The following is a 25,495-nucleotide window of genomic DNA, read 5'->3' on the forward strand; positions in this document are numbered from 1 at the left end:
TGCTCCCTATTCGGCCGACTGCTTCAGCGCCGCATCTCCGAAGGCGCCCTTGGAGGCGAAGTCTAACACCTCCTTCCGCGTCCAGCCGAGCCAGTGCTCGAACACCTCGACGGTGTGCTCGCCGAGGGTCGGGGGCGGCGTGGACGGCGCGGGCGGCTCGTCGTTGAAACGCAGCGGCCGGGCGACGAACTTGACTTCGCCGGCGACCCTGTGCGTCACGGTCTGGACCATGTCGCGCTGAACAAGCTGCGGCGCTTCGCAGACTTCGCCCACCGTCCTGATCGCTCCGCACGGAATGCCGGCGCCGCCGAAGATCTCGAGCCAACGGTCGCGCGGCTCGGACTTGAAGATCGGACGCAGAATCGCGCCCAGCTCGGCGCGGTTCGCCGCCCGCCTCGGTGCCTTGTCGAAGCGGGGATCGGCTTCGAGGTCCTTGCGGTCGACGGCGGCGCAGAACAGTGACCAGAACTTGTCGTTGGCGACGCCGAGATTGAACCAGCCGTCGCTCGCCTCGAAGGTTTCGTACGGGCTGATCGTGGGGTGCACGTTGCCGCGACGCTTCGGGCTTTCTCCGGATGCGAAGTACATGCCGGCGTTGAACGTCAGCAGCGAGGCCATGGCATCCAGCATGGAGACGTCGACCCGACCGCCGACGCCGCTCCTCTCGCGCTTCATGAGCGCGGCGAGCACCGCCTGCGACGCGTAGAGGCCGGTGACCAGGTCGGCGATCGAAGTGCCGACCTTCATGGGCGGGCCGTCCGGATCTCCGGTGATGTCCATGACGCCGGACTCGCCCTGCAGGATAAGGTCGTAACCGGGCCGGCTCGCATCCGGACCGGTCCGGCCGAACCCGGAGATGCTGCACTGGATAAGCCTGGGATTGTTGGCGCTCATCGCTTCGTAGGACAGGCCCCATTTGTCGAGGGTCCCTGGCCTGAAGTTGTCGATGACGACGTCCGCGGCCTTGGCGAGCGCGATCACCGCGTCCCTTCCCGCGGGCGACTTCAGATCGATCGTGCAGCTTTGCTTGTTGCGGTTGACCGAGAGAAAGTACGAACTCTCCCCGTTGACGAACGGAGGACCGTATCGGCGACTCTCGTCGCCGACACGAGGATCTTCGATCTTCACGACGTCCGCTCCGAGATCGCCGAGATGCATCGTGGCGAAGGGGCCTGAGACGACGCGACAGAGGTCCAGGACCTTGATGCCGGAGAGAGCTTCCGTACTAGACGATCGCATCCGCCAGATCCTTCATCGTCTCGACCGTGATGTCGGGCTTGTGCGGCGTCTCTTCGAACGGCCGGTTGCGGCGGTTGATCATCGCCGTGCGCATACCGGCCGACTTGGCGCCGATGACGTCGAAGGCGTGGTTGGCTACGAAGAGGATCTGATCCATCTTGAGGCCGAGAATCTCGGCGGCTTTCGTGTAGGTCGCCTTGTGCGGCTTGAAGGAATTCGCCTCGGCGACGGAGATGACGCTGTCGAACGGGATCTTGTGATATTTCTTGGCGGTCTCGAGCATGTCGCGGTCGCCGTTCGAGAGCACGACCAGCTTGTACTTGGTCTGCAGCTTGGCGAGAGCCGCCGGCACCTCCGGGAAGCATTCGAGCTTTTCGATTTCGCCGACCAGATACTTCACCTCGTCCTTCGTGTACTTGATGCCCGACCGGTCCATGACCTGCGAGACGGCGCGGTGACCGATCTCGCGGTACGGCGTGTGCTCGCGATGGAGCAGCGCGTCGATCATCGAGTTTTCGAAGTGGGTGCGACGCCACCAGGTAACGAAGGAGTTCGGATTGCCGGTCCAGCCCTTCTCCTTGAGGAACGGCGTCGCGATCTTGACAAGGCCGCCCTGCATGTCGACGACGGTGCCGTACTGGTCGAACATGCACACCTTTACGGTGTCCTTCAGTTTCTGAATGTCGGTCATAGCTTCTTCCCTTTGCTCTTTGGCTGAATGGACGATCCGGATATGATCGCATCCAGCGCCATTTCTGAAATGGATTGTTCTTCTGCGCACATTCGTGACGTGAATGTCGTGACTATCGTCGCGGCTCCACAGGTCACAGCTTCTGCAGACGGCTCGACGGCAGTGAGCCCGAGGGGAATCTCCGGGCCCACTGCTACTTGTGGCCGGTGACCGCTAGGCTCCGATGCCGACGACCTTCTCTCTTGAGGCCGACGCTTCCTTCCCGGTCGGCGCGCCCGAGACTTCCTCAAGTGCGCGACCCTTGGTCTCGAAGCCGAAGATCATGAAGACCACCGCCTGGAAGAGAAGAATGCCAGCGAGGGTCACCAGCACGCCGACGAGCCCCTTCCACGCGAAGATCGCAATGACGGCGAATTGTACCAACGCCGTCGTCACGCGCCCGGCGGTCGCGCAGATGGCAGTGCCACGGAGCCTGTAGCGGGTCGGGAAGAGCTCCGGCACGTGCATGGCGAAGCCAGTGGCCAACATTACGTAGATCGCGGTGACGAGAAGGAAGCCGACCGCAACAAGCGGAGCGCCGTCTGGCATGAACGGATACGCAATACCGAAGGTCGCCGCAGCGATCGACGATCCGATGATCGACGGCTTGCGGCCGATCGCATCCGCCAGAGCCAAACCGATCAGCGAGCCGACCGGGCCGCCCAGCGACATCAGCGTCGTGTAGCCGAGCGACGACACGACGCTGTGACCGCCCTTGACCATGAACGTCGGCAACCAGCCAATGAAGCCGTACAGGCTGAAACCGACGACGATGTGCAGAAGACTGCCGAGCAGGGTCCGGCCGAGGTAGGGCGGCGCGAACAGACGCCAGACCGAACCGCCCTCGTTCTCCACACGCTGCGCAGTCGACACTGGCGGCAGAGGCCCCTTCTTCGCCGCCTCCGCTTCGATGCGGGCGAGGATCGCCTCGGCCTCGTCGGCGCGGCCGTTGGCAGCCAGCCACCGAGGGGATTCGGGCATCGACTTCCGGAGGAACCAAACGATCATCGCCAGCACGCCGACGAGGCCGAACATGTAGCGCCATCCGAGGCTCGGAATGACCCACAGCCCGATCATCGACGAGACGAACAGGGAAAAGTTGGTGATGACGGCCAGGATACCGATCCATCGGCCGCGGGACGATGCTGGAACGAACTCGGTCAGCGTTGCGTAGCCGACGACGATCTCGGCGCCCAGCCCTATCCCGATGACGAAGCGCGCTGCGATCAGCGCTTGCATGGATGGGGCAAGCGCCGCGGCGAGAGAGGCGAGACCGAAAATGGCCAGATTGACCTGATAGGAGAAACGGCGACCGTAGCGATCGCCTAGAATGCCCGAAAACCATGCTCCCAAGGTCATGCCGATGAAGGTCGCGGTGACGAATGCCGCATTGAGTTCAAGTGTCGACCAACCCTCCTTCAGCACGGCTCCGAGAACGCCGCCGGCGAGGTAGATGTCGAAGGCGTCGAGAAACATGCCCGCGCCGATCAGCGCAAGGATTCGCCAATGAAAGCCGCAAATCGGCAGCCGATCGAGGCGAGCGCCCGCGTTGACCGATGCCACCTGTACGCCCGAAATCGCTTGCATCTATCCCTCCCAGGGGTCGACAGAGATCGACCGAAATTGTTTGGAAGCAGGATGGCGATGGGGACGGCGGCGTCTAATCGGAATCCGCTATTCCATTATTTGGCAGACCAATAATCCTGTCACCGCACCTGATTATCGGGGCGATAGCTCGCGGAGAGGCCGTCTGTCAGTCGCTGGCCGCAAGGCCCCGCGCGGCATCGACGAAGATCGAACGCAGCCAGTTCAGGTCCTGACTGGCGTCGTGCCTGCGGTGCCAATACATTGACCATTCGAATGGGTCGGAAGCGAACGGAAGGTCTCGGATTGCCAGATCCTCCGCAACCATCGCGAACGCTAGACGGCGTGGCATGACCGAAAGCAGGCTTGAGTTACGCAGTACATGCGGCACTAGAAGCCAATGCGGGACGTTTACCGCGACCCGGCGTGTCAGACCTTGGCGAGCGAGTACGTCGTCGACGAAGCGAAGATCGGTCGGCGACATCGAGACTTTGAGGTGCGACGACTGAAGAAAGGTCTCCATCGTCAAGGATCGTTGGGCCGCCGGATGGCCCTCGCGCATGACGCAGACCATTCGGTCCCTCATCAGGACGACCGATTTGATCGAATTCGAATGCGCAAGGCCCATGCTAATCGCAAGATCGATTTCGTCTTTTTCGAGAGTCTCGACCGTCTGTGTCGGCGAGTAATGCACGACATCGAGCTGCGCGAAGGGCGCCGTCGCTTCTATGGTTTTGCTGACGGCCGGAAGGAGGAGTCGGCTGAGCAGATCGGACAACCTTACCGAAAAGCTCCGGGTGGTGACGGCTGGATCGAAAGTGGACTCACTGTCGAGAAGACGCTCCAACTGCCGCAAGAGCCGCTTAACAGGCTCCGCGAGTTCGATTGCTCGCGGAGTGGCCTGCATCCCATTGGCCGTGCGCACCAGAAGCTCGTCTTTAAAGATGTGGCGCAGTCTCGAAAGCGCGTTGCTCATCGCGGGCTGACTAAGGCCAATCCTTTCAGCTGCGCGAGTTACGTGAAGGTCCGTGAGGAGAGCGTTTAGAGCGACCAAAAGATTGAGGTCGACGGATCTCAGGTTCATGACACACCATCATTGACGTCATGGATAATGTACCCCAGATAATCCACAATACAAATCTAACCTGTTCGGTAAGCGGCCTCTCTGCAGCGTTTTCTATCGCGAAACGCATCCTCCGGAGCCCCACCCAGGGCTACGGTTGCGCGTGACTAGGGCTGAAATCGCAGACTGGTCGCAATTGCCTTTATCGGCTACTCGTCGTTCTAAGATGGCGAACGCGAGATACTGAAGACAGCGCGGTGGCGGAAAACCATCCTCCGAACCCACGGCGAAGAACTACAGCTTGCGCGAAGCGTCAGCGCAAAATCGCGGAATTCTTCGGTGGCTTTTACGGTAGATTCGAACAATCGGATGCAGGGGAGAGTTGTAGCGTAGCGTGGGGGAGAGAGTGGCAGTCGAACCTACGAGCCAGGCCGTTCAGCGGTCGGGAGCGAAAGCTAGGCCGACCGCACCAGTTTCGCACCAGAAACGATCCCTCCAAGAGTGATAAACGCGGTCAAACGTCACGAAAAATGCTGAAAAATCAACGACCGCATCCCTTGTCCTGCCGCTCATAACGGTCTGGTTGCAGGTTCGAGTCCTGCCGGGCCCACCAGCAAATTAACTGTAAGTTCGTTATCGCAGCTTGCCGAGCCACAGCGCGGTGAGCGCCGAGCGATTACGCACGCCGAACTTGGCGTAGATCGACTTGACGTGGAAATGCGTGGTGTTCGGACTTTGGTCAAGCCTCTGCGCGATCTGCTTTTCCGTGTGCCCGTCGAGCAGTGCGAGCAACACCCTGCGTTCAGCAGGTGTCAGGGGTGCATTGGCGATGAGCAGGCCGTGGCTGAGCAGTTGCTGACGGTGAAACCATCTCAACCCGCGCATCACGAAGCCCAGACGCTGGCCGTCCTGTGCCGAGAAGCGAGGGGCCTCCGCATCGCGAAATACGAACAGGCGAATCCTCACGTCGTCATTGAGCGCTATGCGCACGGAAATGCTGTCGGCGAAGCCGACGTCCAAATAGTGCCGCCGATAGTGCTCGCCCTCGAACCATTCCGCCGGCAGCGCTTCGAACAGCAGGCGGACGCGGAACGGCTCATCTCCCGACATGGAAAGGATCTGAGACAGGTCGACGTCGCGGGACCAGAGCGTATCGAACTGCTTCTGCACGGATGCTGCCACCGCCGGTATCGGGTCCAGCACCCGGACGAGGCGCGGACGCCAACCGAGCAAGGGATCGGCCCGCTTCGGCGACGGCAATCGCACGACCACACCCCATAGCACATTGCGTGCCGACAACATGGTACGCAGTGCGGCTAGCAGATGTGTCAGTGCGGCGTCGCCGTCGCCGACGGAAAACTCGGCCAGCCGATCCCAGAGTGCATAGACATCTTGATTCTGCGGATTGGTGGAATCCGTGGATAGATACATGTCCCCCCCGAAACGAGTGCGCAGATCACCGACCTTCGAGCATAGGAGACACCGGACCACCTTTCTAGGTAGTTCCCAGACGCATCAACTGGCGAGATATTCAGTGCGGGTGTTGGGAAGACTGGCCTTCTCACCGTCACGATATTCGGAGATTAACGATGCGCACAGCAACGGGCGCGCGCCGGCTTGACACGCCCGACGACGACCGGACGGAGCGGCGGTGGCGTCTCGGCTTTTTCATCGCCGTATTATGCGCCGTTTTGATTGCACTCGCGGCCTTCAGGCAGGAGCAACCTGCTAAAGCGTTGATCCGCCCCACTGGCCCGCTGCCGGCGATCAACATTCCCTGATCCAGGCGCTGTTGGCGCACCATTTGCCTGGAGCCGAGATTTCATTTGCATTGGAAATTGTGGATCCAGACCGTTCACGATCGGGCATCTTTGCTCATGCTGATTTCGGTTTGCCTTGGGCCCTGCTTTGTCTGGGCATTCTGGAAGATCGAAGAAGCCCCCGTCGCCGAGAGCCGAATCGCGGGCTCGTGCGTGAAGCACGACGCTCGCTGACGCCCAGTCATTAGCCAACTCCTGGAGATCATCATGCGCGCCGCTGCAACTGCTGCGATTGCAAACGCTTTTGTCCGGGTATTCCCCGCATCGTCATTGCAGGCAAACGTCCTCAAGCAGACCGCGTTGTTCTGTGGAGCCGCCCTCTTGGTGTGGCTGCTGTCGATGACTTATGGGCTGGATCTTAGTGCCGGATTCTTCTAGCCGATCAGCATCTGATTTTGCGCTTGCTTCGGTATCCAAGCCCGTTGAGCCACATGTGCAGGGCTCGTCGCGCTCTTCAGGGTCAAGTTCATAGAAGGACGCGGAAATGCGCTGCTCGGACGTTTTGCTTTGCGGCTCGAAATCCTGGGTTGAAGCCGCCGGCTATCTCGCATCTCTTCTCGTCTTCGCCACGTTTTGCATGAGGACGATGCTCCAGCTCAGGATCACGGCCATCTTGAGCAATGTCGCGTTCATCGCATACGCGTTCTTCGACGGCTTGTATCCAATCCTCATCCTTCACTCGGTTCTGCTGCCTCTTAACGCCGTCCGAACAGTCCAAATGCTCCGCGTCAGGCGAATTGTGGAGCAAGCATCCAAGAGCGAATTCACAACCGAACCGCTATGCCCGTTCATGGTTGCAGGTTCGAGTCCTGCCGGGCCCAGCAATAAATCAATGGCTTGGCACTCACGATCGCCGAAGCCCTTGTCTCCTCCACGCAAAAAAGATGCCGCGCCCGAAGGACACGGCAAGTTTCAGGGAGGGTGAACCGGCAGACTTCCGGTGCATGCCTGAGACCCCGGCCCATCGTCGATCGGGGCGCAATCTGAAAATCAGCGGCCGCCCACCACGGCAGTCACCATTTCAATGCGGCCGTACGCACGGGATGATCCCAGAGCCCGGTGGTCTCGCTGTCGAGCAGGCTTACGGTGAGCGAGCAACCCGCCATGTCCAGCGATGTGACATAGCTGCCGACCAGCGAACGGGCGATGCGCAGGCCCCGCTCCTTGAGCATCCGGCGCGTCGCGTTGTACATCAGGTAGAGCTCGATCGTCGGCGTGCCGCCGAAGCCGTTGACGAGCAGCAGGGCCTCGGAGCCCGCGGGCGCCGCGAGATCGCCGGCGATCGCTGCCGTCATCTCCGATGCGATCGCATCGGCCTCCGCAAGCTTGACGCGGCGGCGGCCCGGCTCGCCGTGAATGCCGACCCCCATCTCCATCTCGTCTTCGGCAAGTGCAAAGGTCGGCGTGCCCGCAGCCGGGACGGTGCAGCTGGTCAGCGCAACGCCCATCGAGCGCGTCTGTGCGTTGATGCGCTCGCCGAGCGCCACGCAGGTCTTGAGATCGGCGCCCTTCTCGGCCGCGGCGCCGACGATCTTCTCGACGATCAGGGTGCCGGCGACGCCGCGCCGCCCGGCGCTGTAGGTCGACTTCTCGACCGCGACATCGTCATCGGTCACGATGGTGGCGATGCGACCCTCGGCGATCTCGGCTGCCATCTCGAAGTTCATGCGGTCGCCGGCATAGTTCTTGACGATGAACAGGACGCCGGCATCGCCCGCGACCACCTGTGCGGCCTCGACGATCTGGTCCGGCGTCGGCGAAGTGAACACCTGGCCGGGACAGGCGGCATCCAGCATGCCGTAACCGACGAAGCCCGCATGCAGCGGCTCGTGCCCGCTGCCGCCGCCCGAGACCAGCGCAACTTTCTTCGAGTTCAGCTCGCGGCGGCGGACGAATTTGCGCTCGGCGCCCAGCACAACCAGATCGGCGTGCGCGGCTGCGAAACCGTCGAGGCTTTCGCCGAGCACGTTGTCGACCGAATTGATGAACTTCTTCATGGTGTCCTCCCCGCTTGGTCCGTTTGGCGTTTCTCGCCTATTTTTCCCGCATGATGTCAATCAGTCGCCGCGTGAACTCCTGGAGCAGCGTGTCAAGCTCGGCGTTGCGCTTGGTGCTGCCGAGGTCCGGCAGATGCAGCGTCAGCGTCCGCTCGTGCGAGCCTTCGCTCAACCGGCCGACGCGGCGCGGATGTGCGCGCGCATAGGCGCGAAGGAAGGCTGCCTTCGCCTGTGGCGGGAAGTGGCAGACATCGAAGATCGTGTTGAGATGCTGCACCGGGATCGGCACCGGATATGCGGGATTGCTGATCTGGCTGACGAAGCTGCGGTTCTTGCCCATGGCATGGGCCAGTCGAAGCCGCATGCCGGACGGGCGGCTCTCAAGGACTTCCTTGAAGATGCGCTTGTAGACCGCAACCGCGCCCGCTTCGGGCGCTTCATCGGCCGCCGTGTCAGCCAACGCTGCCTCCGCTGCTCAGCCGGTCAATGGTGTGCTTGATCTGCGCCAGCGCCGAGGCGTTCACGGACAATTCGCGCAGTCCGCAATTCAGCAGAGCGGGCAGGCAGCGCTGATCACCGGCCATGTCGCCGCAGAGGCTGACACTGATGCCGGCGCGGCGGCCGTGCTCCGCGGTCCGCGCGATCAGTTCGAGCACTGCGGGATGCAGAGGGTCCATCAAGGGGGCGAGAGCTCCGTTGGAACGATCGCAGGCCAGGACATATTGCGCGAGATCGTTCGAGCCGATCGAGAAGAAGGCGGCCTTGAAGCTAGATACCGCAAGGGCCGCCGCCGGGACTTCAACCATGATTCCCAGATCGGGAAGCATTGCGGCAATGCCGTCCGCCTGCAAGCGCTGCACGGCATCGGCGAACAGCTTCCGTCCCGCCTCGAGCTCGTCCGCCGAGGTGACCATCGGGAACATGACCTTGAGATTGCCGCGCACCGCGGCCCGCGCCAGCGCGCGGAGCTGGACCGCAAAGATCTCGGGCCGGGCCAGGCAAAGCCGCAAGCCGCGCACGCCGAGAAACGGATTGGCCTCGCCATCCAGCGTGAACCCGGGCACCGGCTTGTCGCCGCCCGCATCGAACGTGCGGATGGTGACGGGCCGCTGGCCAGCCCAGCGCAATATCGCGTCATAGGCCTGGAATTGGGTCTCCTCGTCCGGCACGCTCCGGCCGGCGAGCAGGAATTCAGTCCGCATCAGGCCGATGCCGTCGGCATATTGCGCGTCGGCATGCTCGAGATCCTCGACGCGCTGGATGTTGATGAAGAGCTTGATCCGCTCGCCGCGCCAGGAGGCTGTCGGCCGCCGCAGGATCGCTCGCGCGGATGCCCTGCTCTTGAGATGGTTGTCGCGCCGCTTCTCGAAAGTACGGACCTGTTCGGCATTGGGATCGAGCTCCAGCGTCGCGCCTTCGCCGTCGAGCAACGCCCTGGTGCCGATGTCTGGAATTGAACCGAGCTGCACCACCATCGGGATGCCGCGCGCGCGCGCCAGCATCGCGACATGGCTGGTCGGGCTGCCGCGCAACAGCGCCAGGCCGCCGCCGCCGGACCAGTCGATCTCGAGGAATCGCGATGGCGGCAGATCGTCGGCGCAGACCACGCCCCCGTTCGGGATCTTCAGCGGCTGCCCCTGGTCGCCACGCAGAATGTGGACCACGCGGTCGCGCAAATCCGCAAGATCCGACGAGCGGGCCTGCAGATACTCATCCGCCGCCGAATTATACTCCGCGATCTGTTCGTCGAGCGTCGAACGCCATGCGACGTCGGCCGGATGCCCCTCGCCGATCGACGCGAAGATCGCCTCGATCAGGTCCTCATCCTCCAGCAATGCGACCTGGAACTCGAGGATCTGCGCGGCTTCACCGCCGGCGCTGGCGGCAAGATCGGCGATCTGCCCGCTTGCGAGATCGATCGCCTTGCGCAAGGCGAGCGCCTCCTCGACCAACGTGCCGGCCGCACGCTCGCCGGCCGCGCCCGCATCGACACGGACAAACGGGCCGTGGGCAAAGCCGATCGAAGCGGTCCTGCCGCGGTAGGCCAGACCTGCAGCGCCGCCCTGCATGCTACGGTGCTCCATCCGGGAAATCGCTTGCGATCAGATCGACCAGCGCCGCGACCGCGGGCTCGGCATCGCTACCGGAGGCCTTGATCTCGATCGTGCTGCCATGTGCCGCGCGCATTGCCATGATCTTGGCCACGCTCTTGGCATTGATCCATTCAGGCGCGCCCGCGACCCGCACCGAGATCTGAGCCTGGAACTTCTTGGCGAGCTTGGTCAGCTTGACCGCGGGGCGCGCGTGCATGCCAACCGCATGCACCAACCGCACACTGCCGGTGAAGATCTGTTCGTCCGCTTTATCAAGCATGCTCATCATCCATCATCGCTTCCCCGCCGGCTCAGTCGGCAGAGAGTTCCTCGGCCACGGCCCTGACCTGGGCCAGCGAGCTGCCGCCCGCAGCTTCGGTCGCCGCCATGACGGCGCCCTCGACGATCGGGGCGTTGCAGACGACAACGAGATCACGCCGCGCCGGCTCCAGCATTTCGACCGCCATTTCGCTGTTCGTCTCGGCGCCGCCGAGGTCGACAAGCACAGCAACGCCTTTTGACGACCAGGCATCGTTGATGGCGTCGATGATCAGCGGCACGCTGGTGCCGAGACCACCATCGGGATTGCCGCCGCAGAAGGCGACCTTGACCTCGCTGCCGACCATCTGCCGCACCATGTCCGCGGTTCCCTTGGCGATATCCCGGGAATGCGAGACGATCACGATCCCTACGGTATCGGTCATTGCCGCGCCTCCAGGCCAGCGCACACAGCGTGCAGCAGAACGCAGCTCGATCGTGCCCCCGGATCGACATGACCGACGCTGCGCGCACCGAGGAACGACGCCCGGCCCTTGGTGGCTTGCATCGGCACTGTGCGCTCAACCGCTTCAGCCGCGGTGATGCGCACCCGCTCGATCAGATCGGGCTGGCCGGCGCCCGCTTTCAGTGTCTCCAGCACCGGAACGAGCACATCGAGCATCGTCTTCTCGCCGGCCTGCGAGCGGCCGCGCGCGCTCACCGCGTCCACTCCGCTACCGAACACGTCGGCGAGATCGTCGGGCAGGTGTTTGTCTTGCGACAGCGCCTCGCCCGCGGCGAGAAAGAAACTGCCATAAAGCGGGCCGGAGGCGCCGCCGACCGTCATGACAAGGGTCTTGCCAATCGCCTTGAATGCCTCGTTGAGCGGCTGCGCCGAGATGGCATCGAGCTTGCCGAGCACGGCTTCGAAGCCGCGCTTCATGTTGGTCCCGTGGTCGCCGTCGCCGATCGCCTGGTCCAGGCTCGTGAGCTCCGGCGCGCTGGCGATGACCTGCTCGGCGGCCGCCTTGAGCAGCGACTTGAATGTCTCCGGTTGCACAGACATCTATCTGAACCTCTCGCTCCCCTATTGGACCATCGCGCCGATGCGTTGCCCCGCCCGGTCGAAACACAGCGGACGCACCAGTTGCAATTCAACCTCCTGGCCGGCCCGCAGCGGTTGGTGCGGATCCGCCAGCGTCACCAGCGTTTCGCCCTTATAGTCGAGGTGAACGTGATTCTGCTCGCCGAGATGCTCGACGCGATGCACCCGACCGACCATCTGCCCGCCGTTGCGCGCGGCGATCTGAAGGTGCTCGGTGCGGATGCCGACCGTCTCCGTTTCCGGCGGTATCGCCACATCGGACAGCAGCCGTGCGGGCAGGAAATTGATCTGCGGCGTCCCGAGCCGCGACGCGACATAGCTGCTGGATGGATTTTCGTAGATCTCCCTCGGCGTGCCGAGCTGAAGCAGCCGGCCGTCCTTGATCACGCCGATCCTCGATGCCATCGTCATGGCTTCGACCTGATCGTGGGTCACATACAGGATGGTCGCGCCGAGCTCGAGCTGGATCCGCTTCAGCTCGAGGCGAAGCTCGGCGCGGAGCTTTGCATCCAGCGACGACAGCGGCTCGTCCATCAGATAGATCGAGGGATCGCGCACCAGCGCACGGCCGATCGCGACCCGCTGCATCTCACCTCCCGACAGGCGGGTGGCACGATTATTCAGCTTGCTCGCGATGTGCAGGAGCTCCGCGGTCTGCTCGACACGCTTGCGGATCTGTGGCTCCGGCACGCGCCGCGCAGGAGAGCGCAGCGGGAACGCGAGGTTGTCATAGACCGACAGATGCGGATACAGCGAATATTGCTGGAACACGAATGCGATGTCCCGTGAACCCGGCGGATCATGCGTCACATCGCGCCCGCCGATCATGACCGAACCGGCGTCGGGGCTCTCGAGCCCGGTGATCAGCCGCAGCGTCGTGGTCTTGCCGGCACCGCTCGGCCCGAGCAGGACGAGGAACTCACCGTCGTTCACGGTCAGCGAGAGGTCGCGCACTGCCTCCACCGCGCCGAAGCGCTTGCTGATGTTGCGTAAGCTGACGTCAACCATGGCGCCCCCCCTCCTCGCCGGCGGTCCTGATTGCAAGGCCGCTGCCGGCATCGAACAATGAGAGCCGACCGGAGTTGAATTCGAGGCCGACGGTCTCTCCGATCTGCACCGAGGCGCTCGACGGCAGCCGCGCCGCGACCCGTCCATAGGCCGTGTCGATCGTGACGATCTGCGTCGTGCCGAGATATTCCGCGCCGAACACCTCGCCGCGAACGGATCCGGCGTCGGTGAATCGAATATGTTCTGGACGAATCCCGAGGGCCAGCGCAGCGCTGGGGCGGTCCTCGCGGATCTCGGGCACCACGAGCCTGGTGTCGTGAAAATTGATCGCCCGGTCACCAGATCGCAGGCCGCCCTCGAAGCGCAGGAAGTTCATCGGAGGCGAGCCGATGAAGTCGGCGACGAACATGCTGGCGGGCCGGTCGTAGACCTCCTGCGGCGTGCCGATCTGTTCCACGCGCCCCTTGTTCATGATCGCAATCTGGTCGGCCATCGACATCGCTTCGAGCTGGTCGTGGGTGACATAGACCGTGGTCGCCTTGATGCGATCGTGCAAATCGCGCAGCTCGCCGCACATCAGATGACGAAACTCGGCGTCGAGCGCGCCCAGCGGCTCGTCCATCAGGAAGGCCTTCGGGCGCCGCACCATGGCTCGCCCGAGCGCGACACGCTGGCGGTCGCCGCCCGAGAGCTTTGATGTCTTGCTCGACAGCAGATGCCCGATCCGCAGCATCCGCGCGGTCTCCTGCACCCGCTCGCGAATCTCGTGCCGCGCCATGCCCTGGCACTTCAGCGGGAAGCCGATATTCTGCCCGACATTCATATGCGGATAGAGCGCGAACAGCTGGAACACGAACGCAATATCGCGGGCGGCGGCGCGGTGGAACGTGACGTCCTCCCCGTCGAGCAGGATCTTGCCCTCGGTCGGCAGCTCGAGGCCGGCAATCATGCGTAAGGTGGTGGTCTTGCCGCAGCCGGAAGGGCCGAGCAACGCAAAGAAAGTGCCGTCGTCGATGGTGAAGGTCGACCCTTCCACCGCGGTGAACTGATCGAACGACTTGCGAAGATTTTCGATGCGGATCTGAGCCATGGCCCTATTCCGGAAAGTGGCTGACGACGACGAAGCCTACCGTGCCGGCCAGAATCGTCACGAATGAATAGCTGTAGAGATCGATCGAGAAGGGCTGCACCAGCATGAAGATGCCGCCCCCGATCAGGGTCATCGCAACGGCCTCCCAGCGCCCGCGGCTGAAGAAGCGGTGCAATGTCCCATTGGTTCCCTTGGCCTCCTTAACAACAGCAGAACCGCTCATTTGCGTACCGCTCCGAAGGTGATGCCGCGCAACAGATGCTTGCGGAGCAGCACGGTGAACATGACGATCGGGACGACGAACAGCGTGGTCGCGGCGGCAACCGCCGGCCAGTCCTGCCCGCCCTCACCGATGATGAAAGGGATGAAGGGCGGCATGGTCTGCGCCTCGCCGCTGGTCAGCAGAACCGCGAAGGCGTATTCATTCCAGGAGAAGATCAGGCAGAAGATCGCGGTCGCCGCAATTCCGGTGACGGCCTGCGGCAGCACCACCTTGCGCAGCGCCTGCAGTCGCGTGTAGCCGTCGACGAGGGCCGCCTCCTCGTACTCGCGTGGGATCTCGTCGATGAACCCCTTGAGCAGCCAGACCGCGAGCGAGACGTTCACGGCGGTATAGAGCAGGATCATTCCGAGCCTGGTGTCGGTCAGGTTGAGCTGCCGGTACATCAGATAGATCGGGATCGCGACCGCGACCGGCGGCATCATCCGCGTCGACAGAATGAAGAACAGGAGATCGTCCGCCAGCGGAATGCGGAAGCGCGAGAAGGCGTAGGCCGCGAGCGTACCGAGGAAGACGGCGAGGAAGGTCGAACCGAACCCTATGATGAGCGAGTTGACGAAGCGCGGGACGACTTTGGACGGTCCGGCAATGACCATGTCATGCTTGCGGACCAGCTTGTCATACCAGGTCTCCGGGGGCGGCAACTTGGCGATGAAATCAGGTGTCTGGCGGGTGCGCACCGTGAACAGGTTGACATAACCTTCGAGCGTCGGCTCGAAGATCACCTTGGGCGGATAGGCGATGGCATCGCTTTGCGACTTGAAGGCGGTGGCGACGATCCAGACTAGCGGCAGGATCGTGATCAACGCATAGAGGATGACGAGAGCACCAGCGAATGCCTTGGTGCGCGGCGAGGCCTCGACGATCGAGTGTGCGCTGGATCTGGCCAGGACCGATTTGGCTACGGCAGCGGTCATCGTTGCTTCACCTTGTTGAGCGCTTTGACGTAGATGTTGGCGGCCCCGAACACGGTCACGAACAGGATGATGGCGAGCGCGGACGAATAGCCGGTGCGCCACTTCTCGAATGCCGCACGCTTCAGCGTGATCGATACGAGCTCGGTGGTCGACCCCGGCCCTCCCGAGGTCAGCAGGTTGACCATGTCGAACATCTTGAAGTTCTCGATCGCGCGAAACAGCACCGCCAGCATCAGGAACGGCACCGTCATCGGCAGCGTGATCGACCAGAACTGCCGCCAGGCCGAGGCACGATCGACTTCGGCCGCCTCGTAGATGTAATCCGGGATCGAGCGCAGCCCGGCGAGACAGATCAGCATCACGTACGGCGCCCACATCCAGGTGTCGACGAGCACGATGGTCCATGGCGCGAGCGCGACTTGCCCTGTCATGCTGAAAGAGCTCGGCGGCACACCGGTGAACAAGCTGATCAGATAGTTGAACGGGCCGATCTGCGGCTGCAGCAGCAGCGTCCAGAAATTACCGACGACCGCCGGCGACAGCATCATCGGCAGCAGGATGATCGTGGTCCAGAAGCTGTGGCCGCGGAACTGACGGTTGATCAGAAGCGCGAGCCCAAAGCCGACCACGACCTGCAAGGCGACCGAGCAGATCACGAATTGCGCCGTGGTCTGGAGCCGGAACCAGACGTCCTCGTCGTTGAGTATGTCGCTGAAATTGTCGAGCCCGACAAACCGCAGCGGCAGATAGGACATGCTGAGGTTGAGGCTGGTGAAGGACAGCCGGATCATCCAGACCAGCGGAAAGATGTTGATCGCGAGCAGCAGCGCAATCGTCGGCGCGACGAACAGCCACGAGATGGTCCGGTCGGACAGACCATGGCCGCGGCGCACGGCGCGGGATTTGGCGGGCTCGCTCACGCCCGGGATCGTAGCATGGTCGGGTTGCAGGATCGTCGTCATCTTGTCCATCGGCTGGTTCGTCTTCCCCGAGGCTGACCTCGGGGAAGCCAGTTCAGTTGGGACGCGGCGTTCGGGCTATTGCGAGGCGACTTGCTTGCCCTGTTCCTTGAACACCTTGGTCCAGTCCTTGACCAGGAGATCGAGCGCCTGCTGCGCCGTGCCCTTGTCGGCGACGACGTAGTCGTGCACCCGCTTCTGCATATCAAGCAGCAGCTGGGCGTAGGACGGCTCGGCCCAGAAGTCCTTGACGATACCCATCGACTCCAGGAATTGCGGCGCGAACGCCGCGCTCTTCGGGAAGTCCGGCGCGTCGACCACCGCCTTGAGCGCCGAGTAGCCGCCGATCTGCCACCATTTCTGCTGCACGGCGGGCTGCGCGAACCACTTGATATAGGCGAGCGCGTCGTCCTTGCGGTCGGAGGTCGCAACCACCGAGATGCCTTGTCCGCCGAGCTGGGTGAAGTGCCCGTTCGGGCCAGCCGGATTGACGAAGAAGCCGATCTTGTCGCCGCCCACATTCGGATCCTTGTAGAGGCCGGGGAAGAAGGCGAACCAGTTCATCTGCATCGCCACCTGGCCCGACTTGAAGGCATCGAGCCCTTCCTGCATGTAGGCGTTGGTCATGCCCGGCGCGGTGCAGCACTTGTAGAGCTCCTTGTAGAATTCGAGCCCCTTGGCCGCCTCGGCGGAATTGACGATGCCCTGCATCTGGTACGGCTTCTTCGGATTGTCGTAGCTGAAGCCGTAATTGTAGAGGACGTTGGTCACGCCCATCGTGATGCCTTCGGAGCCGCGCTCGGTGAAGATGTAGGCGCCGTAGACCTTCTTGCCGTCGATCTCGCGGCCCTGGAAGAACTCCGCGATCTGCTTCAACTCGTCATAGGTTTTCGGCGGCGCCAGATCACGACCGTACTTGGCCTTGAAAGCCGACTGAATGTCGGGCCGCGAGAACCAGTCCTTGCGATAGGTCCAGCCCACGGCGTCGGCCATCGCCGGCAGCGCCCAGTAGTTCGCCGAATTCTTCGGCCACTGCGAATAACCGACAACGGTCGCCGGGACGAAGTCGTCCATCGAGATGTGCTCTTTGTCGAAGAAATCGTTGAGCTTGACGTACCACTTGTTCTCGGCGGCGCCGCCGATCCACTGGCTGTCGCCGATGATCAGGTCGCAGAGCTTGCCGTGGGAGTTGAGCTCGTTGAGGAAGCGATCCGCGTAGCTCGTCCAGGGGACAAACTCGTACTTCATCTCGATGCCGGATTGCTTGGTGAAATCCTTGCCGAGTTCGACCAGCGCGTTGGCCGGATCCCATGCCGCCCAGCACAGCGTGAGCTGCTTACCCTGGGCCGCGGCTTCGCCTCCGCCAAATATCCCCAGCAGCGCCGCCCCGAGAACCGTGGTGGCCGCTGAGCTTCTCAGCCAATTGAATGTCCGCATATCCGTTTCCTCTCTCGTTGAAGCGTCCAACCCGCTCAGCGCGCCCTGCCGGAGCGACGCCAAGACCCTGAAACCGAGTTTGAGGAGCGATGAGTGAAGGACGAGACGGACCGCTGCCGGAGACGGCTCCGGCATGGCTTGGGCTCCTCCTGCACATCGGCGCTCGATGCGCGATGTTTAGTTTTTTGTATTACTAAACGTAGTACTAAATTTTTTGGCCCGTCAAGCCGGTTCTCGCGACCTTGGCGAAAATATTCCCGACGCTCGCACGCGCAAGCGTCGACGTTTGCAATGCAGCAAATTTCCCCATAATTGCAGCGAATGCGGCGAACAACGATTGCCGACCTGGTCCGGAGGACGCAATTCGGTCCGTCCCGATAACAGGGAAGCCGGAAGGTCAGCCGCAGCCAGCATGTTTAGTATGCGACTTTACTGAACGTTCAACAAAGCGATTGGGCGCGCGAGCAGCCTCAGCTTCGGCCGAAATCCGCCATTGCCGCGAACCGCACCGGTTTCGCGCCAGAAAACGACCTCACCAAAGCGCGACGAACGCCATCGAACTCAAGCATGGTGCAGCTAGATCAACGAAGCTGATCTTGCTCCGCCGCTCACAACGGTCTGGTTGCAGGTTCGAGTCCTGCCGGGCCCACCAAGACACGTGGAGCCGTCACCGTTTCAATAGGCGCGCGCGAAGTCACCCTCCCGCTTGATGTCAGTGAATACCGGAAAGCGCGCCTTCCACGGCGTGCTCTTGGCCGTCGTCAGCTTGTTGAGCCGCTCAAGCACGCCGAGGCCGTCCTTGCGCAGGCTCGCCGAAACCGCCCCAAGGTCCGGGAAATTCTTCAGGACGGCATCGAGCCAGATGGTGCGACCGGCCAGGAAACCGCCCGCGCCCGCGGCATAGGCGAAGTCGAGGACGCGTTCGAATTTTTCCGGCGCGGCGCCGCCCGACAGCAGGACCCAGGGAATGCTCCGCTCGCGGCAGATATCGCCGATTGCATCGAATTCCTTCTGCGCGGCCTTGGCTTCGGCGCTGCCGTCACGGGCCGGCAGGCTGTTGGCCGCGAGGGGACTCTCAAGCTTCAGGAGATCGACGCCGTATTCGGGCTTGGCAAACTCGCGCACGCTATCGATGACGAGGCTCGGCAGCTTGCCGGGCGATTCCACATAATCGGCGGTGTGATTGGCGCTGCCAAGGAACGGATAGACCAGCAGTTCAAGAACATAGGGAACGTCGTGGCGGGCGCACTCCTCGCCAATCTCGCGCACGAAGCGCTTCTGATGCTCGTTGACCGCGGCGTCCGCATCCGGCCGATACCAGGCCAGCACCTTGACGGCGTCGCCGCCCATGGCGCGAATTTTCTCCACACTCCAGTTGGCGATCGCGCGCGACTTGCGACCGCCCGCGGTCTCCTCGACGCGATGCTCCTCCAGCGTCATGATCAGGCCGCAGCGCGGCGGCAACAGATCGATCGCTGCGGGCACGGCAAAATTCGGGTCGAACAACATCGAGCTGCAATGCGGTGCGAGGTTCTCCACGAGGAGCCGCTTGGCCGCCGTGACGTCGGAATATTCGACCTGATCCCGCGTGATTCCCTTCGCCTTCGCAATGGCATCGAACAGCGGCGGCCGCTGATCCAGCGCGACCATGCGAAAGTGGCCTTCCGCGTCAGCAAGGCGGCCCAGCCCGCGGTTCTTTCCAATCGTTCTCATGGCTTCGTCCTCATGAATGCAAGACAGTCGTTGATGGTGGGGATTCCGTTGCGGCCACCGGCGTGGCGACATTTCATCGCGGCCGTGGCTGCAGAAAACGCCATGGCGTTGCGCACATCGAGGCCGACGCCGATCGCAATGGCATAGGCGCCATGGAAGACGTCGCCGGCGCCGGTGGTATCGACGACATCGACGGCATAGGCGGCGTGCCGGTGCAGCTGGCCATTCTCGTACCAACTGACGCCGCCCTCGCCGCGCGTGACCGCGATGACACTGCAGCCGAAGCGCGCCAGTGCTGCGAGAGATTCGTCTTTGGCAGATCCGGCGAAAGAAGCGAGCGCAGGCTCGGAGAAGATCGCGTGGTCGGTCAGGGGCAGCAGTCGCTCGAATACCTCGGCATCAGCCATGTCGCCGTCGAGCACCGTCGGAATGCCGCGCGCACGCGCCTCGCGAAACAGCGTCGCGGCGCCCTCCACCCAGCGCGGATCGGCCAGCACCGAGGATGCGCGAGCGACGGCTTCAAGCGGAAGCCAATCGGCCGCTTCCGGAAACAGACCGCGGAAGTTCACGATCTGCCGCTCGCCCGAACTGTCGACAATGATCCCCGAGACCGATGAGCGGCCATCGGGAAACAGCCGGAAATTCTCGACGTCGACACCTTCGGTGGCAAAAGCCGAACGCATCTCGTGCCCGGCGGCATCGTCCCCTGCCCGCCCCCAGAACGCGACGGAGGCACCGAGCCGCGCGACCGCGACCGCGGCATTGGCGGCCATTCCGCCGCCAAGGGTACCGTAGTCGATGGCCTTTATCTTCTCGCTGTTGCCCGCAAAGAGCTGATCGACACGCCAGACCTGATCGAGCGCGGACAGCCCAAGGCAGATCACCTGGACGCCCCTGGCTCCCGACGCCACATCCGCGAGCGCCGAAAGAGCTGCTATGTTCGCCGATGCGCTCACCGCAAGACCTGCCCGTTCGCTGCATCGAACAAATGCGTCTTGCCCGGCTGCGGCCGCAAGCTGAGGCGATCGCCGGGCTTTGGTCGCAACGACGGATCGACCCTTGCGATCGCGGAGACGCCGGCGAGATCGAAATGGATCAGCGTATCCGAGCCGAGCGGCTCGACCAGCTTGACGTTGATGGCGATGCCGTCCGCCGCATCGGTCGTGACGGCAAAATGTTCAGGACGGATGCCGAGCACGGCATTTCCCGCCTGCTGCAGACGGCTTGCGGCCTCACCGTCCAGCGGCACCGCCGTTGCGCCTTGCGAAAGGATCGCGCGCTCCTCACGCCATTCGACCGGGAAGAAGTTCATGGCCGGCGAGCCGATGAAGCCGGCGACGAACTGGTTGGCCGGCCGCTCGTAGACCGTCTCCGGCGTGTCGTATTGCTGGATCGTCCCGTTCTGGAGCACCACGATCCGGTCGGCCATCGTCATGGCCTCGATCTGGTCATGGGTCACGAAGACCATGGTGGTCTTGAGCTCCTGCGATAGCGCCTTGATCTCGGCCCGCACCTGCCCGCGCAGTTTTGCGTCGAGGTTGGACAACGGCTCGTCGAACAGGAACGCCTTGGGATTGCGCACAATCGCACGGCCCATGGCGACGCGCTGGCGCTGCCCGCCGGAGAGCTCCTTCGGCTTGCGGTCGAGATAGGGCTCGATGTGCAGGAGCGCGGCGGCACGCTTCACGCGCGCATCGATCTCCGCCCTCGGCGTTCCCCGCAGCTCCAATGCGAACGACATATTGTCGTAGACGCGCATGTGCGGATAGAGCGCGTAGTCCTGGAACACCATCGCGATGTCGCGGTGTGCAGCTTGCACGCCGTTGACGCGCTTGTCGCCGATGTAGAGGTCACCCGACGTGATCGGCTCGAGACCCGCAATGATTCGCAGCAGGGTCGACTTGCCACAGCCGGACGGCCCGACGAAGACGACGAATTCATGGTCCGCGATCTCCAGATTGAGATCGGGGATCACAGTGAAACTGCCGTAGCGCTTGACGAGGTTGCGGATCGAGATCGAGGCCATGATCGCTTAATCCAGCGCCAGCACCGGCTTGATCAGCTCGCCCCTGGCAAAGCGGGCGAAATTCTCAGGCAGGGCCGACAGGCCGAACTCGCCGTCGACGAGGACGCGGTATTCGTCCTTGAACTTGCGCAGCAGCTCGATGTTCGGCTCGAAATCCGAGACCGGAAAGTAGAAGGTCCGGATCATGTAGAAGTCCTTGCGGCGGAACACCTTGCCCTCCTCGATGGTCCAGGGCGCGGCGTTCTCGCCGACCAGCACCAGCGCGCCGCGCGGCAGGACAAGCTCGATGCCGAGGTTGCGCGCCGCATGCGCGCCGGAGCATTCCATGATGAGAGCAAAGCGCTTCGAGGTGTCGCCCACGGGATGCGCCTTCGCGCCGAAGGATTGCGCGATCTTCAACCGCGTCGCATTGGGGTCGGCAACGTAGATGTCGTTGTAGCCGAGCGCACGGAGCGCCAACACGACGCCGAGACCGACCGGCCCGGCGCCCATGACGAGAACAGGTCCAGCCTCACCCGGCGGCACCACGCGGCTGACGAAGCGCACGGCGTGGCCCGACGTGCCGATGGTGTCGAGCAGCAGCGGCGCGAGGCTGTCCTCGATATCGTCAGGCACCGGCAGCAAACAGTTTTCCGGCACCGGCACGTATTCGGCGTAGCCGCCCGGCCGGTTCCAGCCGATCAGGCTAGAGACCTCCAGGCACATCTGGGTATCGCCGCGTTTGCAGGCCGCGCAATGGTCGCAGTGGAGTGGAATATAGACGGCACAGCGGCGACCATGCAGCCGGTGACCGGGCTGCTCGACCACGCCGAAAATCTCATGGCCGGCGGTGAACTCTGCGCCCTTGTGCCAGAGCTTGAAGTCCGAACCGCACAGCGCGGTGCGCGAAACGCGCACGAGCACTTCACCTGTGCCGACGTCAGGCATTGCCACGCGCTCGATGGTGATGCGGTCGCCGCCGTGGAAGACCGCGGCCTGCATGATCGAATTCGGACGGGGTGACACGTTCATCAGATACCTAGCCTTTCACCGCACCGAGCGTCAGTCCGGACACCAGCCAGCGCTGAACCAGGGCAGCCAGCACCAGCGGCGGCAGTGCGATCAGCGTCGCCGCGGCCATGAGAGCGCCCCATTGCGTCGAGCCTTCGCCGATGAAGTTGAAGGCCGCCGCGATCAGCGTCTTGGTGTCGCCGTTGGAGAGCACCAGCGCAAACAGGAAGTAGTTCCATGAGAAGACGAAGGCGAGGATCGCCGAGACGGCGACGCCGGACGCCACCAACGGCAGCGCGATACGCCAGAGGATGCGCGTGACGCTGCATCCGTCGACCTGCGCCGCCTCGAAGACGCTGCGCGGGATGCCGTCGAAGGACGGCAGCAGCACCCAGATCACGATCGGCAGCGTGATGACCGCGTGGCTCAGGATCAACGCGGTGTAGGAGCCGATCATCCCGACCTGCCGGAACATGACGTACCACGGCAGCAGGAACAGCGTGCCCGGCGCCATGCGCGCCGCGAGCGTCAGGATCGCCGGCCACGAGATCCGTGTCCAGGAGACGGCGAAAGCGGCGGGGATGCCGAACAGTAAGCCGAGCGCCGTCGAGCCGACGGTGACGATGAGGCTGTTGAGCGCATAGCTGAGGAACGGCGTGGTCTTGGTCAGCTCGACATAATTGTCGAGCGTCGGCGTGAAGATCAGCGTCGGCGGATAGGCCGTGACCTCGAACGACGGCTTGAACGAGGACAACACCATCCAGACCGTCGGCGCCATGATGAGCACGCCGGCGAGCACGAGCTGCACGGTGTTGAGCCAGCGGATCCAGCGGTCGGTGTTGGCGGCATCCGTCATGACATCACCACGCCACGGCGCCGCGCAGGCGGTTGAAGGCGAGCACGGCGCCGAACACGATCGCCGTCAGCGTCAGCATCAGGGCGCTGGCGTAACCGATGTTGAAGAACTCGAAACCCACCCGGAAGCCGTAGATGTTGAGCGTGTTCGAAGCGTTGCCGGGGCCGCCCTGGGTGGTGATGTAGATGATGTCGAAGAAGCGCAGGAGATCGACGCTGCGCAGGATGGCCGCGGTGACGATGGTCGGCAGCAGCAGCGGCAGCGTGATGCGCTGGAAGGTCTTGAACGGCGATGCCCCGTCGATCTGCGCGGCCTCGTAGACACTCGGCGGCAGCGATTGCAGGCCGCCCAGCACGATCAAGGCGACATATGGCGTCCACTGCCAGCTGTCGATCAGAGCGACGGTCGGGATAACCCACGTCGGCGACGCCAGCCAGTCCGACGGCGGCAGGCCGAGCGACTGGAGGATGTAGTTGGCCGCGCCCAGCGAGGGATCGAGGATCACCAGCCACATCATGCCCGCCACCACCGGCGGCATCATGAATGGGGAGATGAACAGCGAGCGCACGATTCCCGGCAGGCGCCTGGCGTGAAACAACACCAGAGCCAGCCACACGCCAAAGACGAGCTGGAGCACCAACGATAGCACATAGAGCGCTATGGTGATCCAGAGTCCGTGCCAAAACTCGTAGTCGGAGATCAGCTTTGAATAATTGGCGAGGCCCGCAAAGGACTGCTTGCCGGTCGAGGAGAATGTCTGGAAGCCGAGCCAGATCGTATAGACGACCGGAAACGCGATCATCGCGACCGTGAAGATCACGGCCGGCGCCGAGAGCGTCGCCATTTCCAGCTTCTGCCGGTCCTGCGTGAGTGTCGCAGCCGCGTCCGACATGCGTCCGTTTCCTTGAGAGTGAGGAGCCGGCAGGCATAAGCCTGCCAGTATCAGGCGGTTACTTCTGTGCGATCAGCGCATCGAGCGCCTTGTCGGCATCAGCACAGGCCTGGTCGATGGGCTTCTGCTTCAAGATCAGGTCCTGCACGGCCTGGCCGATGAATTCGCGTGATTCCGGGTTGGCGATGATGGGGTAGCCGACCTCGGAGGAGCCCTTGGTCGCAAGCACGTCGAGCGCAGCCTGCCATTCCTTGCGGACGGGCTCCTCGTCGATCCATTTGCGGTACTCAGGATCCTTGGCAACCGACGGCCGCGGCGGGGCAATGCCCTGGAGCGCCATTTTCTTCTGCACCTCGGGGCTGGTTGCCCACTGCACGAAGTACCAGGCCGCGTCCGGCTGCTTGCTGTGCGAAGACACCGCCATGCCCCAGCCGATCGTGGTCGGCACCTGGCCGGCCTCGCCTGCCGGGAACGGCAACAGGCCGGTGTCCTTCAGGCGCGCGCCGCCCTCCATCACCGTGCGCAACTCATTCGAGGATTCGAATGCCATCGCGGCGCGGCCGCTGCGGTAGAGCGCCGAAATCTGCTGGAAGCTGTAGTTGACCACACCCGGCGGACCGAAGTCGCGCAGCAGCCGGCTATAGGTGTCGAGTGCTTCCTTGCCCTCGGCCGAGCAGAGGTTCGACTTGCCGCCTGCGATGTAGCTGCCTCCGATGTTGTGCAGCATGTTGCTGAAGGTGTAGGCGACCGCGGGCTTGAGGCCACGCGAGACAAAGGGCGTGACAGCGCTGTCGCAGGTCTTGATCTTCTCGGCCGCCGCCTCGACATCCTTGATGGTCTTCGGCGCCTCAATCCCGCACTTCTTGAAGATGTCGGTGCGGTAATAGAAGATCGGACCTTCGATGTTCATCGGCATGCTGGTCAGCTTGCCGCCGAAGGTCGCGGCCTTGAGCAGGGCCTGGCTCAACCCGGCCGGGTCGTATTCCTTGGCCACCTCGTTCTTGGCCATCGCAGTGAGATCGCCGTACCAGCCGGCCGCGGCGAACTGCTCGCCCTCGCGCGAAGGCAGCGTCATGAACACGTCGACCTCGTCGCTGTTCGCATTCATGACGGTGACCAGACGCTGGCGCATCTGTTGTTCCTGATAGCCGTCGACCTTCAGGGTCATGCCGGTCAGCTTCTCGAAATCGGCCTTGTAGGTCAGCAGTGCCTGCGCGACCGGATTGTTATTGGCGAGAAAGGTGACGGTCCTGCCCTTGAACTTCATCCAGTCGAAATCGGCCGCATGAGCCTGCGCGCTGACGGCGACAAGCGCGAGAACGGGCAACGCGACGTGCGTCGCGAGCATCCTGACCTTCATCGAACTCTCCTCCCGGCTGGCCGCCTTAAGCTGGCGGGCCATTTTGAACGCGGCTTGAAAACGGTTACAATCTAGACC

At 63.1% G+C, this 25,495-nt stretch carries 27 protein-coding genes; 2 read left to right on the plus strand and 25 right to left on the minus strand.

Annotated elements, in window-relative coordinates; genetic code table 11:
- Positions 1–6: 6 nt before the first annotated feature.
- The 5 genes from ACVI1L_RS02590 to ACVI1L_RS02610 all read right to left on the minus strand — a co-directional run bounded on the left by ACVI1L_RS02590 (position 7) and on the right by ACVI1L_RS02610 (position 6,047).
- On the minus strand, positions 7–1,239 hold the full coding sequence (locus tag ACVI1L_RS02590; RefSeq protein ID WP_456782214.1) for a CaiB/BaiF CoA transferase family protein: 1,233 nt from the start codon (positions 1,237–1,239) through the stop codon (positions 7–9).
- A complete protein-coding gene (locus ACVI1L_RS02595; RefSeq protein ID WP_456782215.1) occupies positions 1,226–1,930 on the minus strand; it encodes a haloacid dehalogenase type II in 705 nt (234 codons plus the stop codon). The genes ACVI1L_RS02590 and ACVI1L_RS02595 overlap by 14 nt, the downstream gene beginning before the upstream one ends.
- A gap of 213 nt (positions 1,931–2,143) precedes the next feature.
- Positions 2,144–3,532 carry an MFS transporter gene (locus tag ACVI1L_RS02600; RefSeq protein ID WP_456782216.1) on the minus strand — a complete coding sequence of 463 codons (1,389 nt, stop codon included), beginning with the start codon at positions 3,530–3,532 and terminating at the stop codon, positions 2,144–2,146.
- A gap of 190 nt (positions 3,533–3,722) precedes the next feature.
- Complete coding sequence (locus ACVI1L_RS02605) at positions 3,723–4,637, minus strand: LysR family transcriptional regulator (protein ID WP_456782217.1); 915 nt, start codon at positions 4,635–4,637, stop codon at positions 3,723–3,725.
- 612 nt (positions 4,638–5,249) lie between these two features.
- A complete protein-coding gene (locus ACVI1L_RS02610) occupies positions 5,250–6,047 on the minus strand; it encodes a helix-turn-helix transcriptional regulator (RefSeq protein ID WP_253638991.1) in 798 nt (265 codons plus the stop codon).
- A gap of 158 nt (positions 6,048–6,205) precedes the next feature.
- On the opposite strand from ACVI1L_RS02610, the gene ACVI1L_RS02615 reads away from it, so the two are divergent.
- Positions 6,206–6,397 (plus strand): hypothetical protein, encoded by a 192-nt coding sequence (locus ACVI1L_RS02615; RefSeq protein WP_057021008.1) that lies wholly within the window; start codon positions 6,206–6,208, stop codon positions 6,395–6,397.
- Between the two features lie 246 nt (positions 6,398–6,643).
- A complete protein-coding gene (locus ACVI1L_RS02620) occupies positions 6,644–6,814 on the plus strand; it encodes a hypothetical protein (protein WP_156436579.1) in 171 nt (56 codons plus the stop codon).
- Positions 6,815–6,902: 88 nt separating this feature from the next.
- Here the strand turns inward: ACVI1L_RS02620 and ACVI1L_RS02625 are convergent, their stop codons facing one another.
- The 20 genes from ACVI1L_RS02625 to ACVI1L_RS02720 all read right to left on the minus strand — a co-directional run bounded on the left by ACVI1L_RS02625 (position 6,903) and on the right by ACVI1L_RS02720 (position 25,417).
- On the minus strand, positions 6,903–7,115 hold the full coding sequence (locus ACVI1L_RS02625) for a hypothetical protein (RefSeq protein ID WP_156436580.1): 213 nt from the start codon (positions 7,113–7,115) through the stop codon (positions 6,903–6,905).
- 334 nt (positions 7,116–7,449) lie between these two features.
- Positions 7,450–8,433, minus strand: a complete 984-nt coding sequence (gene dhaK / locus ACVI1L_RS02630) for a dihydroxyacetone kinase subunit DhaK (protein WP_057021009.1) — start codon at positions 8,431–8,433, stop codon at positions 7,450–7,452.
- Positions 8,434–8,470: 37 nt separating this feature from the next.
- Positions 8,471–8,893: a hypothetical protein gene (locus tag ACVI1L_RS02635; RefSeq protein ID WP_057021010.1), complete on the minus strand. Its 423-nt coding sequence runs from the start codon at positions 8,891–8,893 to the stop codon at positions 8,471–8,473.
- Entirely contained in the window at positions 8,886–10,502 is a 1,617-nt protein-coding gene (gene ptsP / locus ACVI1L_RS02640; RefSeq protein ID WP_456785502.1) for a phosphoenolpyruvate--protein phosphotransferase, read from the minus strand. Before ptsP ends, ACVI1L_RS02635 begins: the two co-directional genes overlap by 8 nt.
- A gap of 1 nt (position 10,503) precedes the next feature.
- Positions 10,504–10,806, minus strand: a complete 303-nt coding sequence (locus ACVI1L_RS02645; protein ID WP_253638988.1) for an HPr family phosphocarrier protein — start codon at positions 10,804–10,806, stop codon at positions 10,504–10,506.
- Positions 10,807–10,837: 31 nt separating this feature from the next.
- Positions 10,838–11,230: a dihydroxyacetone kinase phosphoryl donor subunit DhaM gene (dhaM, locus tag ACVI1L_RS02650; RefSeq protein ID WP_028163196.1), complete on the minus strand. Its 393-nt coding sequence runs from the start codon at positions 11,228–11,230 to the stop codon at positions 10,838–10,840.
- Positions 11,227–11,850, minus strand: a complete 624-nt coding sequence (dhaL, locus tag ACVI1L_RS02655) for a dihydroxyacetone kinase subunit DhaL (RefSeq protein ID WP_057021013.1) — start codon at positions 11,848–11,850, stop codon at positions 11,227–11,229. Before dhaL ends, dhaM begins: the two co-directional genes overlap by 4 nt.
- Before the next feature lie 21 nt (positions 11,851–11,871).
- Complete coding sequence (locus ACVI1L_RS02660; RefSeq protein WP_229190523.1) at positions 11,872–12,897, minus strand: ABC transporter ATP-binding protein; 1,026 nt, start codon at positions 12,895–12,897, stop codon at positions 11,872–11,874.
- Positions 12,890–13,987, minus strand: coding sequence for an ABC transporter ATP-binding protein (locus ACVI1L_RS02665; protein ID WP_456782218.1), 1,098 nt, complete (start codon positions 13,985–13,987; stop codon positions 12,890–12,892). The genes ACVI1L_RS02660 and ACVI1L_RS02665 overlap by 8 nt, the downstream gene beginning before the upstream one ends.
- A 4-nt stretch (positions 13,988–13,991) precedes the next feature.
- On the minus strand, positions 13,992–14,210 hold the full coding sequence (locus ACVI1L_RS02670; RefSeq protein ID WP_456782219.1) for a hypothetical protein: 219 nt from the start codon (positions 14,208–14,210) through the stop codon (positions 13,992–13,994).
- Complete coding sequence (locus ACVI1L_RS02675) at positions 14,207–15,184, minus strand: carbohydrate ABC transporter permease (protein ID WP_016843403.1); 978 nt, start codon at positions 15,182–15,184, stop codon at positions 14,207–14,209. Before ACVI1L_RS02675 ends, ACVI1L_RS02670 begins: the two co-directional genes overlap by 4 nt.
- Entirely contained in the window at positions 15,181–16,155 is a 975-nt protein-coding gene (locus ACVI1L_RS02680; protein WP_456782220.1) for a carbohydrate ABC transporter permease, read from the minus strand. The genes ACVI1L_RS02675 and ACVI1L_RS02680 overlap by 4 nt, the downstream gene beginning before the upstream one ends.
- A 66-nt stretch (positions 16,156–16,221) precedes the next feature.
- Positions 16,222–17,580, minus strand: coding sequence for an ABC transporter substrate-binding protein (locus tag ACVI1L_RS02685; RefSeq protein WP_028335636.1), 1,359 nt, complete (start codon positions 17,578–17,580; stop codon positions 16,222–16,224).
- Between the two features lie 675 nt (positions 17,581–18,255).
- On the minus strand, positions 18,256–19,293 hold the full coding sequence (locus ACVI1L_RS02690) for a tagatose 1,6-diphosphate aldolase (protein WP_456782221.1): 1,038 nt from the start codon (positions 19,291–19,293) through the stop codon (positions 18,256–18,258).
- The gene (locus ACVI1L_RS02695; RefSeq protein ID WP_456782222.1) at positions 19,290–20,249 is read right to left on the minus strand and encodes a sugar kinase; all 960 of its coding nucleotides are present in this window, start codon (positions 20,247–20,249) and stop codon (positions 19,290–19,292) included. The genes ACVI1L_RS02690 and ACVI1L_RS02695 overlap by 4 nt, the downstream gene beginning before the upstream one ends.
- Positions 20,246–21,319: an ABC transporter ATP-binding protein gene (locus ACVI1L_RS02700; RefSeq protein ID WP_456782223.1), complete on the minus strand. Its 1,074-nt coding sequence runs from the start codon at positions 21,317–21,319 to the stop codon at positions 20,246–20,248. The genes ACVI1L_RS02695 and ACVI1L_RS02700 overlap by 4 nt, the downstream gene beginning before the upstream one ends.
- 6 nt (positions 21,320–21,325) lie before the next feature.
- On the minus strand, positions 21,326–22,330 hold the full coding sequence (locus ACVI1L_RS02705; RefSeq protein ID WP_225159977.1) for a zinc-dependent alcohol dehydrogenase family protein: 1,005 nt from the start codon (positions 22,328–22,330) through the stop codon (positions 21,326–21,328).
- Between the two features lie 7 nt (positions 22,331–22,337).
- Positions 22,338–23,165: a carbohydrate ABC transporter permease gene (locus ACVI1L_RS02710; RefSeq protein ID WP_028335651.1), complete on the minus strand. Its 828-nt coding sequence runs from the start codon at positions 23,163–23,165 to the stop codon at positions 22,338–22,340.
- Between the two features lie 4 nt (positions 23,166–23,169).
- The gene (locus ACVI1L_RS02715; RefSeq protein ID WP_253625748.1) at positions 23,170–24,057 is read right to left on the minus strand and encodes a carbohydrate ABC transporter permease; all 888 of its coding nucleotides are present in this window, start codon (positions 24,055–24,057) and stop codon (positions 23,170–23,172) included.
- A 58-nt stretch (positions 24,058–24,115) separates the two neighbouring features.
- Entirely contained in the window at positions 24,116–25,417 is a 1,302-nt protein-coding gene (locus tag ACVI1L_RS02720) for an ABC transporter substrate-binding protein (RefSeq protein ID WP_253625747.1), read from the minus strand.
- Positions 25,418–25,495 lie beyond the last annotated feature (78 nt).

The organism is Bradyrhizobium sp. USDA 4516 (assembly GCF_054055915.1).

Bases quoted from the DNA above. Each gene is read 5' to 3' on its own strand.
- ACVI1L_RS02670 (WP_456782219.1), bottom strand. From the start codon at position 14,210: ATGAGCGGTTCTGCTGTTGTTAAGGAGGCCAAGGGAACCAATGGGACA.
- ACVI1L_RS02705 (WP_225159977.1), bottom strand. From the start codon at position 22,330: ATGAACGTGTCACCCCGTCCGAATTCGATCATGCAGGCCGCGGTCTTC.
- ACVI1L_RS02675 (WP_016843403.1), bottom strand. From the start codon at position 15,184: ATGACCGCTGCCGTAGCCAAATCGGTCCTGGCCAGATCCAGCGCACAC.
- ACVI1L_RS02665 (WP_456782218.1), bottom strand. From the start codon at position 13,987: ATGGCTCAGATCCGCATCGAAAATCTTCGCAAGTCGTTCGATCAGTTC.
- dhaL (WP_057021013.1), bottom strand. From the start codon at position 11,850: ATGTCTGTGCAACCGGAGACATTCAAGTCGCTGCTCAAGGCGGCCGCC.
- ptsP (WP_456785502.1), bottom strand. From the start codon at position 10,502: ATGCAGGGCGGCGCTGCAGGTCTGGCCTACCGCGGCAGGACCGCTTCG.
- ACVI1L_RS02690 (WP_456782221.1), bottom strand. From the start codon at position 19,293: ATGAGAACGATTGGAAAGAACCGCGGGCTGGGCCGCCTTGCTGACGCG.
- ACVI1L_RS02590 (WP_456782214.1), bottom strand. From the start codon at position 1,239: ATGCGATCGTCTAGTACGGAAGCTCTCTCCGGCATCAAGGTCCTGGAC.
- ACVI1L_RS02700 (WP_456782223.1), bottom strand. From the start codon at position 21,319: ATGGCCTCGATCTCGATCCGCAACCTCGTCAAGCGCTACGGCAGTTTC.
- ACVI1L_RS02615 (WP_057021008.1), top strand. From the start codon at position 6,206: ATGCGCACAGCAACGGGCGCGCGCCGGCTTGACACGCCCGACGACGAC.
- ACVI1L_RS02645 (WP_253638988.1), bottom strand. From the start codon at position 10,806: ATGCTTGATAAAGCGGACGAACAGATCTTCACCGGCAGTGTGCGGTTG.
- ACVI1L_RS02660 (WP_229190523.1), bottom strand. From the start codon at position 12,897: ATGGTTGACGTCAGCTTACGCAACATCAGCAAGCGCTTCGGCGCGGTG.
- ACVI1L_RS02620 (WP_156436579.1), top strand. From the start codon at position 6,644: ATGCGCGCCGCTGCAACTGCTGCGATTGCAAACGCTTTTGTCCGGGTA.
- ACVI1L_RS02710 (WP_028335651.1), bottom strand. From the start codon at position 23,165: ATGACGGATGCCGCCAACACCGACCGCTGGATCCGCTGGCTCAACACC.
- ACVI1L_RS02595 (WP_456782215.1), bottom strand. From the start codon at position 1,930: ATGACCGACATTCAGAAACTGAAGGACACCGTAAAGGTGTGCATGTTC.
- ACVI1L_RS02720 (WP_253625747.1), bottom strand. From the start codon at position 25,417: ATGAAGGTCAGGATGCTCGCGACGCACGTCGCGTTGCCCGTTCTCGCG.
- dhaK (WP_057021009.1), bottom strand. From the start codon at position 8,433: ATGAAGAAGTTCATCAATTCGGTCGACAACGTGCTCGGCGAAAGCCTC.
- ACVI1L_RS02610 (WP_253638991.1), bottom strand. From the start codon at position 6,047: ATGTATCTATCCACGGATTCCACCAATCCGCAGAATCAAGATGTCTAT.
- ACVI1L_RS02605 (WP_456782217.1), bottom strand. From the start codon at position 4,637: ATGAACCTGAGATCCGTCGACCTCAATCTTTTGGTCGCTCTAAACGCT.
- ACVI1L_RS02685 (WP_028335636.1), bottom strand. From the start codon at position 17,580: ATGCGGACATTCAATTGGCTGAGAAGCTCAGCGGCCACCACGGTTCTC.
- dhaM (WP_028163196.1), bottom strand. From the start codon at position 11,230: ATGACCGATACCGTAGGGATCGTGATCGTCTCGCATTCCCGGGATATC.
- ACVI1L_RS02715 (WP_253625748.1), bottom strand. From the start codon at position 24,057: ATGTCGGACGCGGCTGCGACACTCACGCAGGACCGGCAGAAGCTGGAA.
- ACVI1L_RS02680 (WP_456782220.1), bottom strand. From the start codon at position 16,155: ATGGACAAGATGACGACGATCCTGCAACCCGACCATGCTACGATCCCG.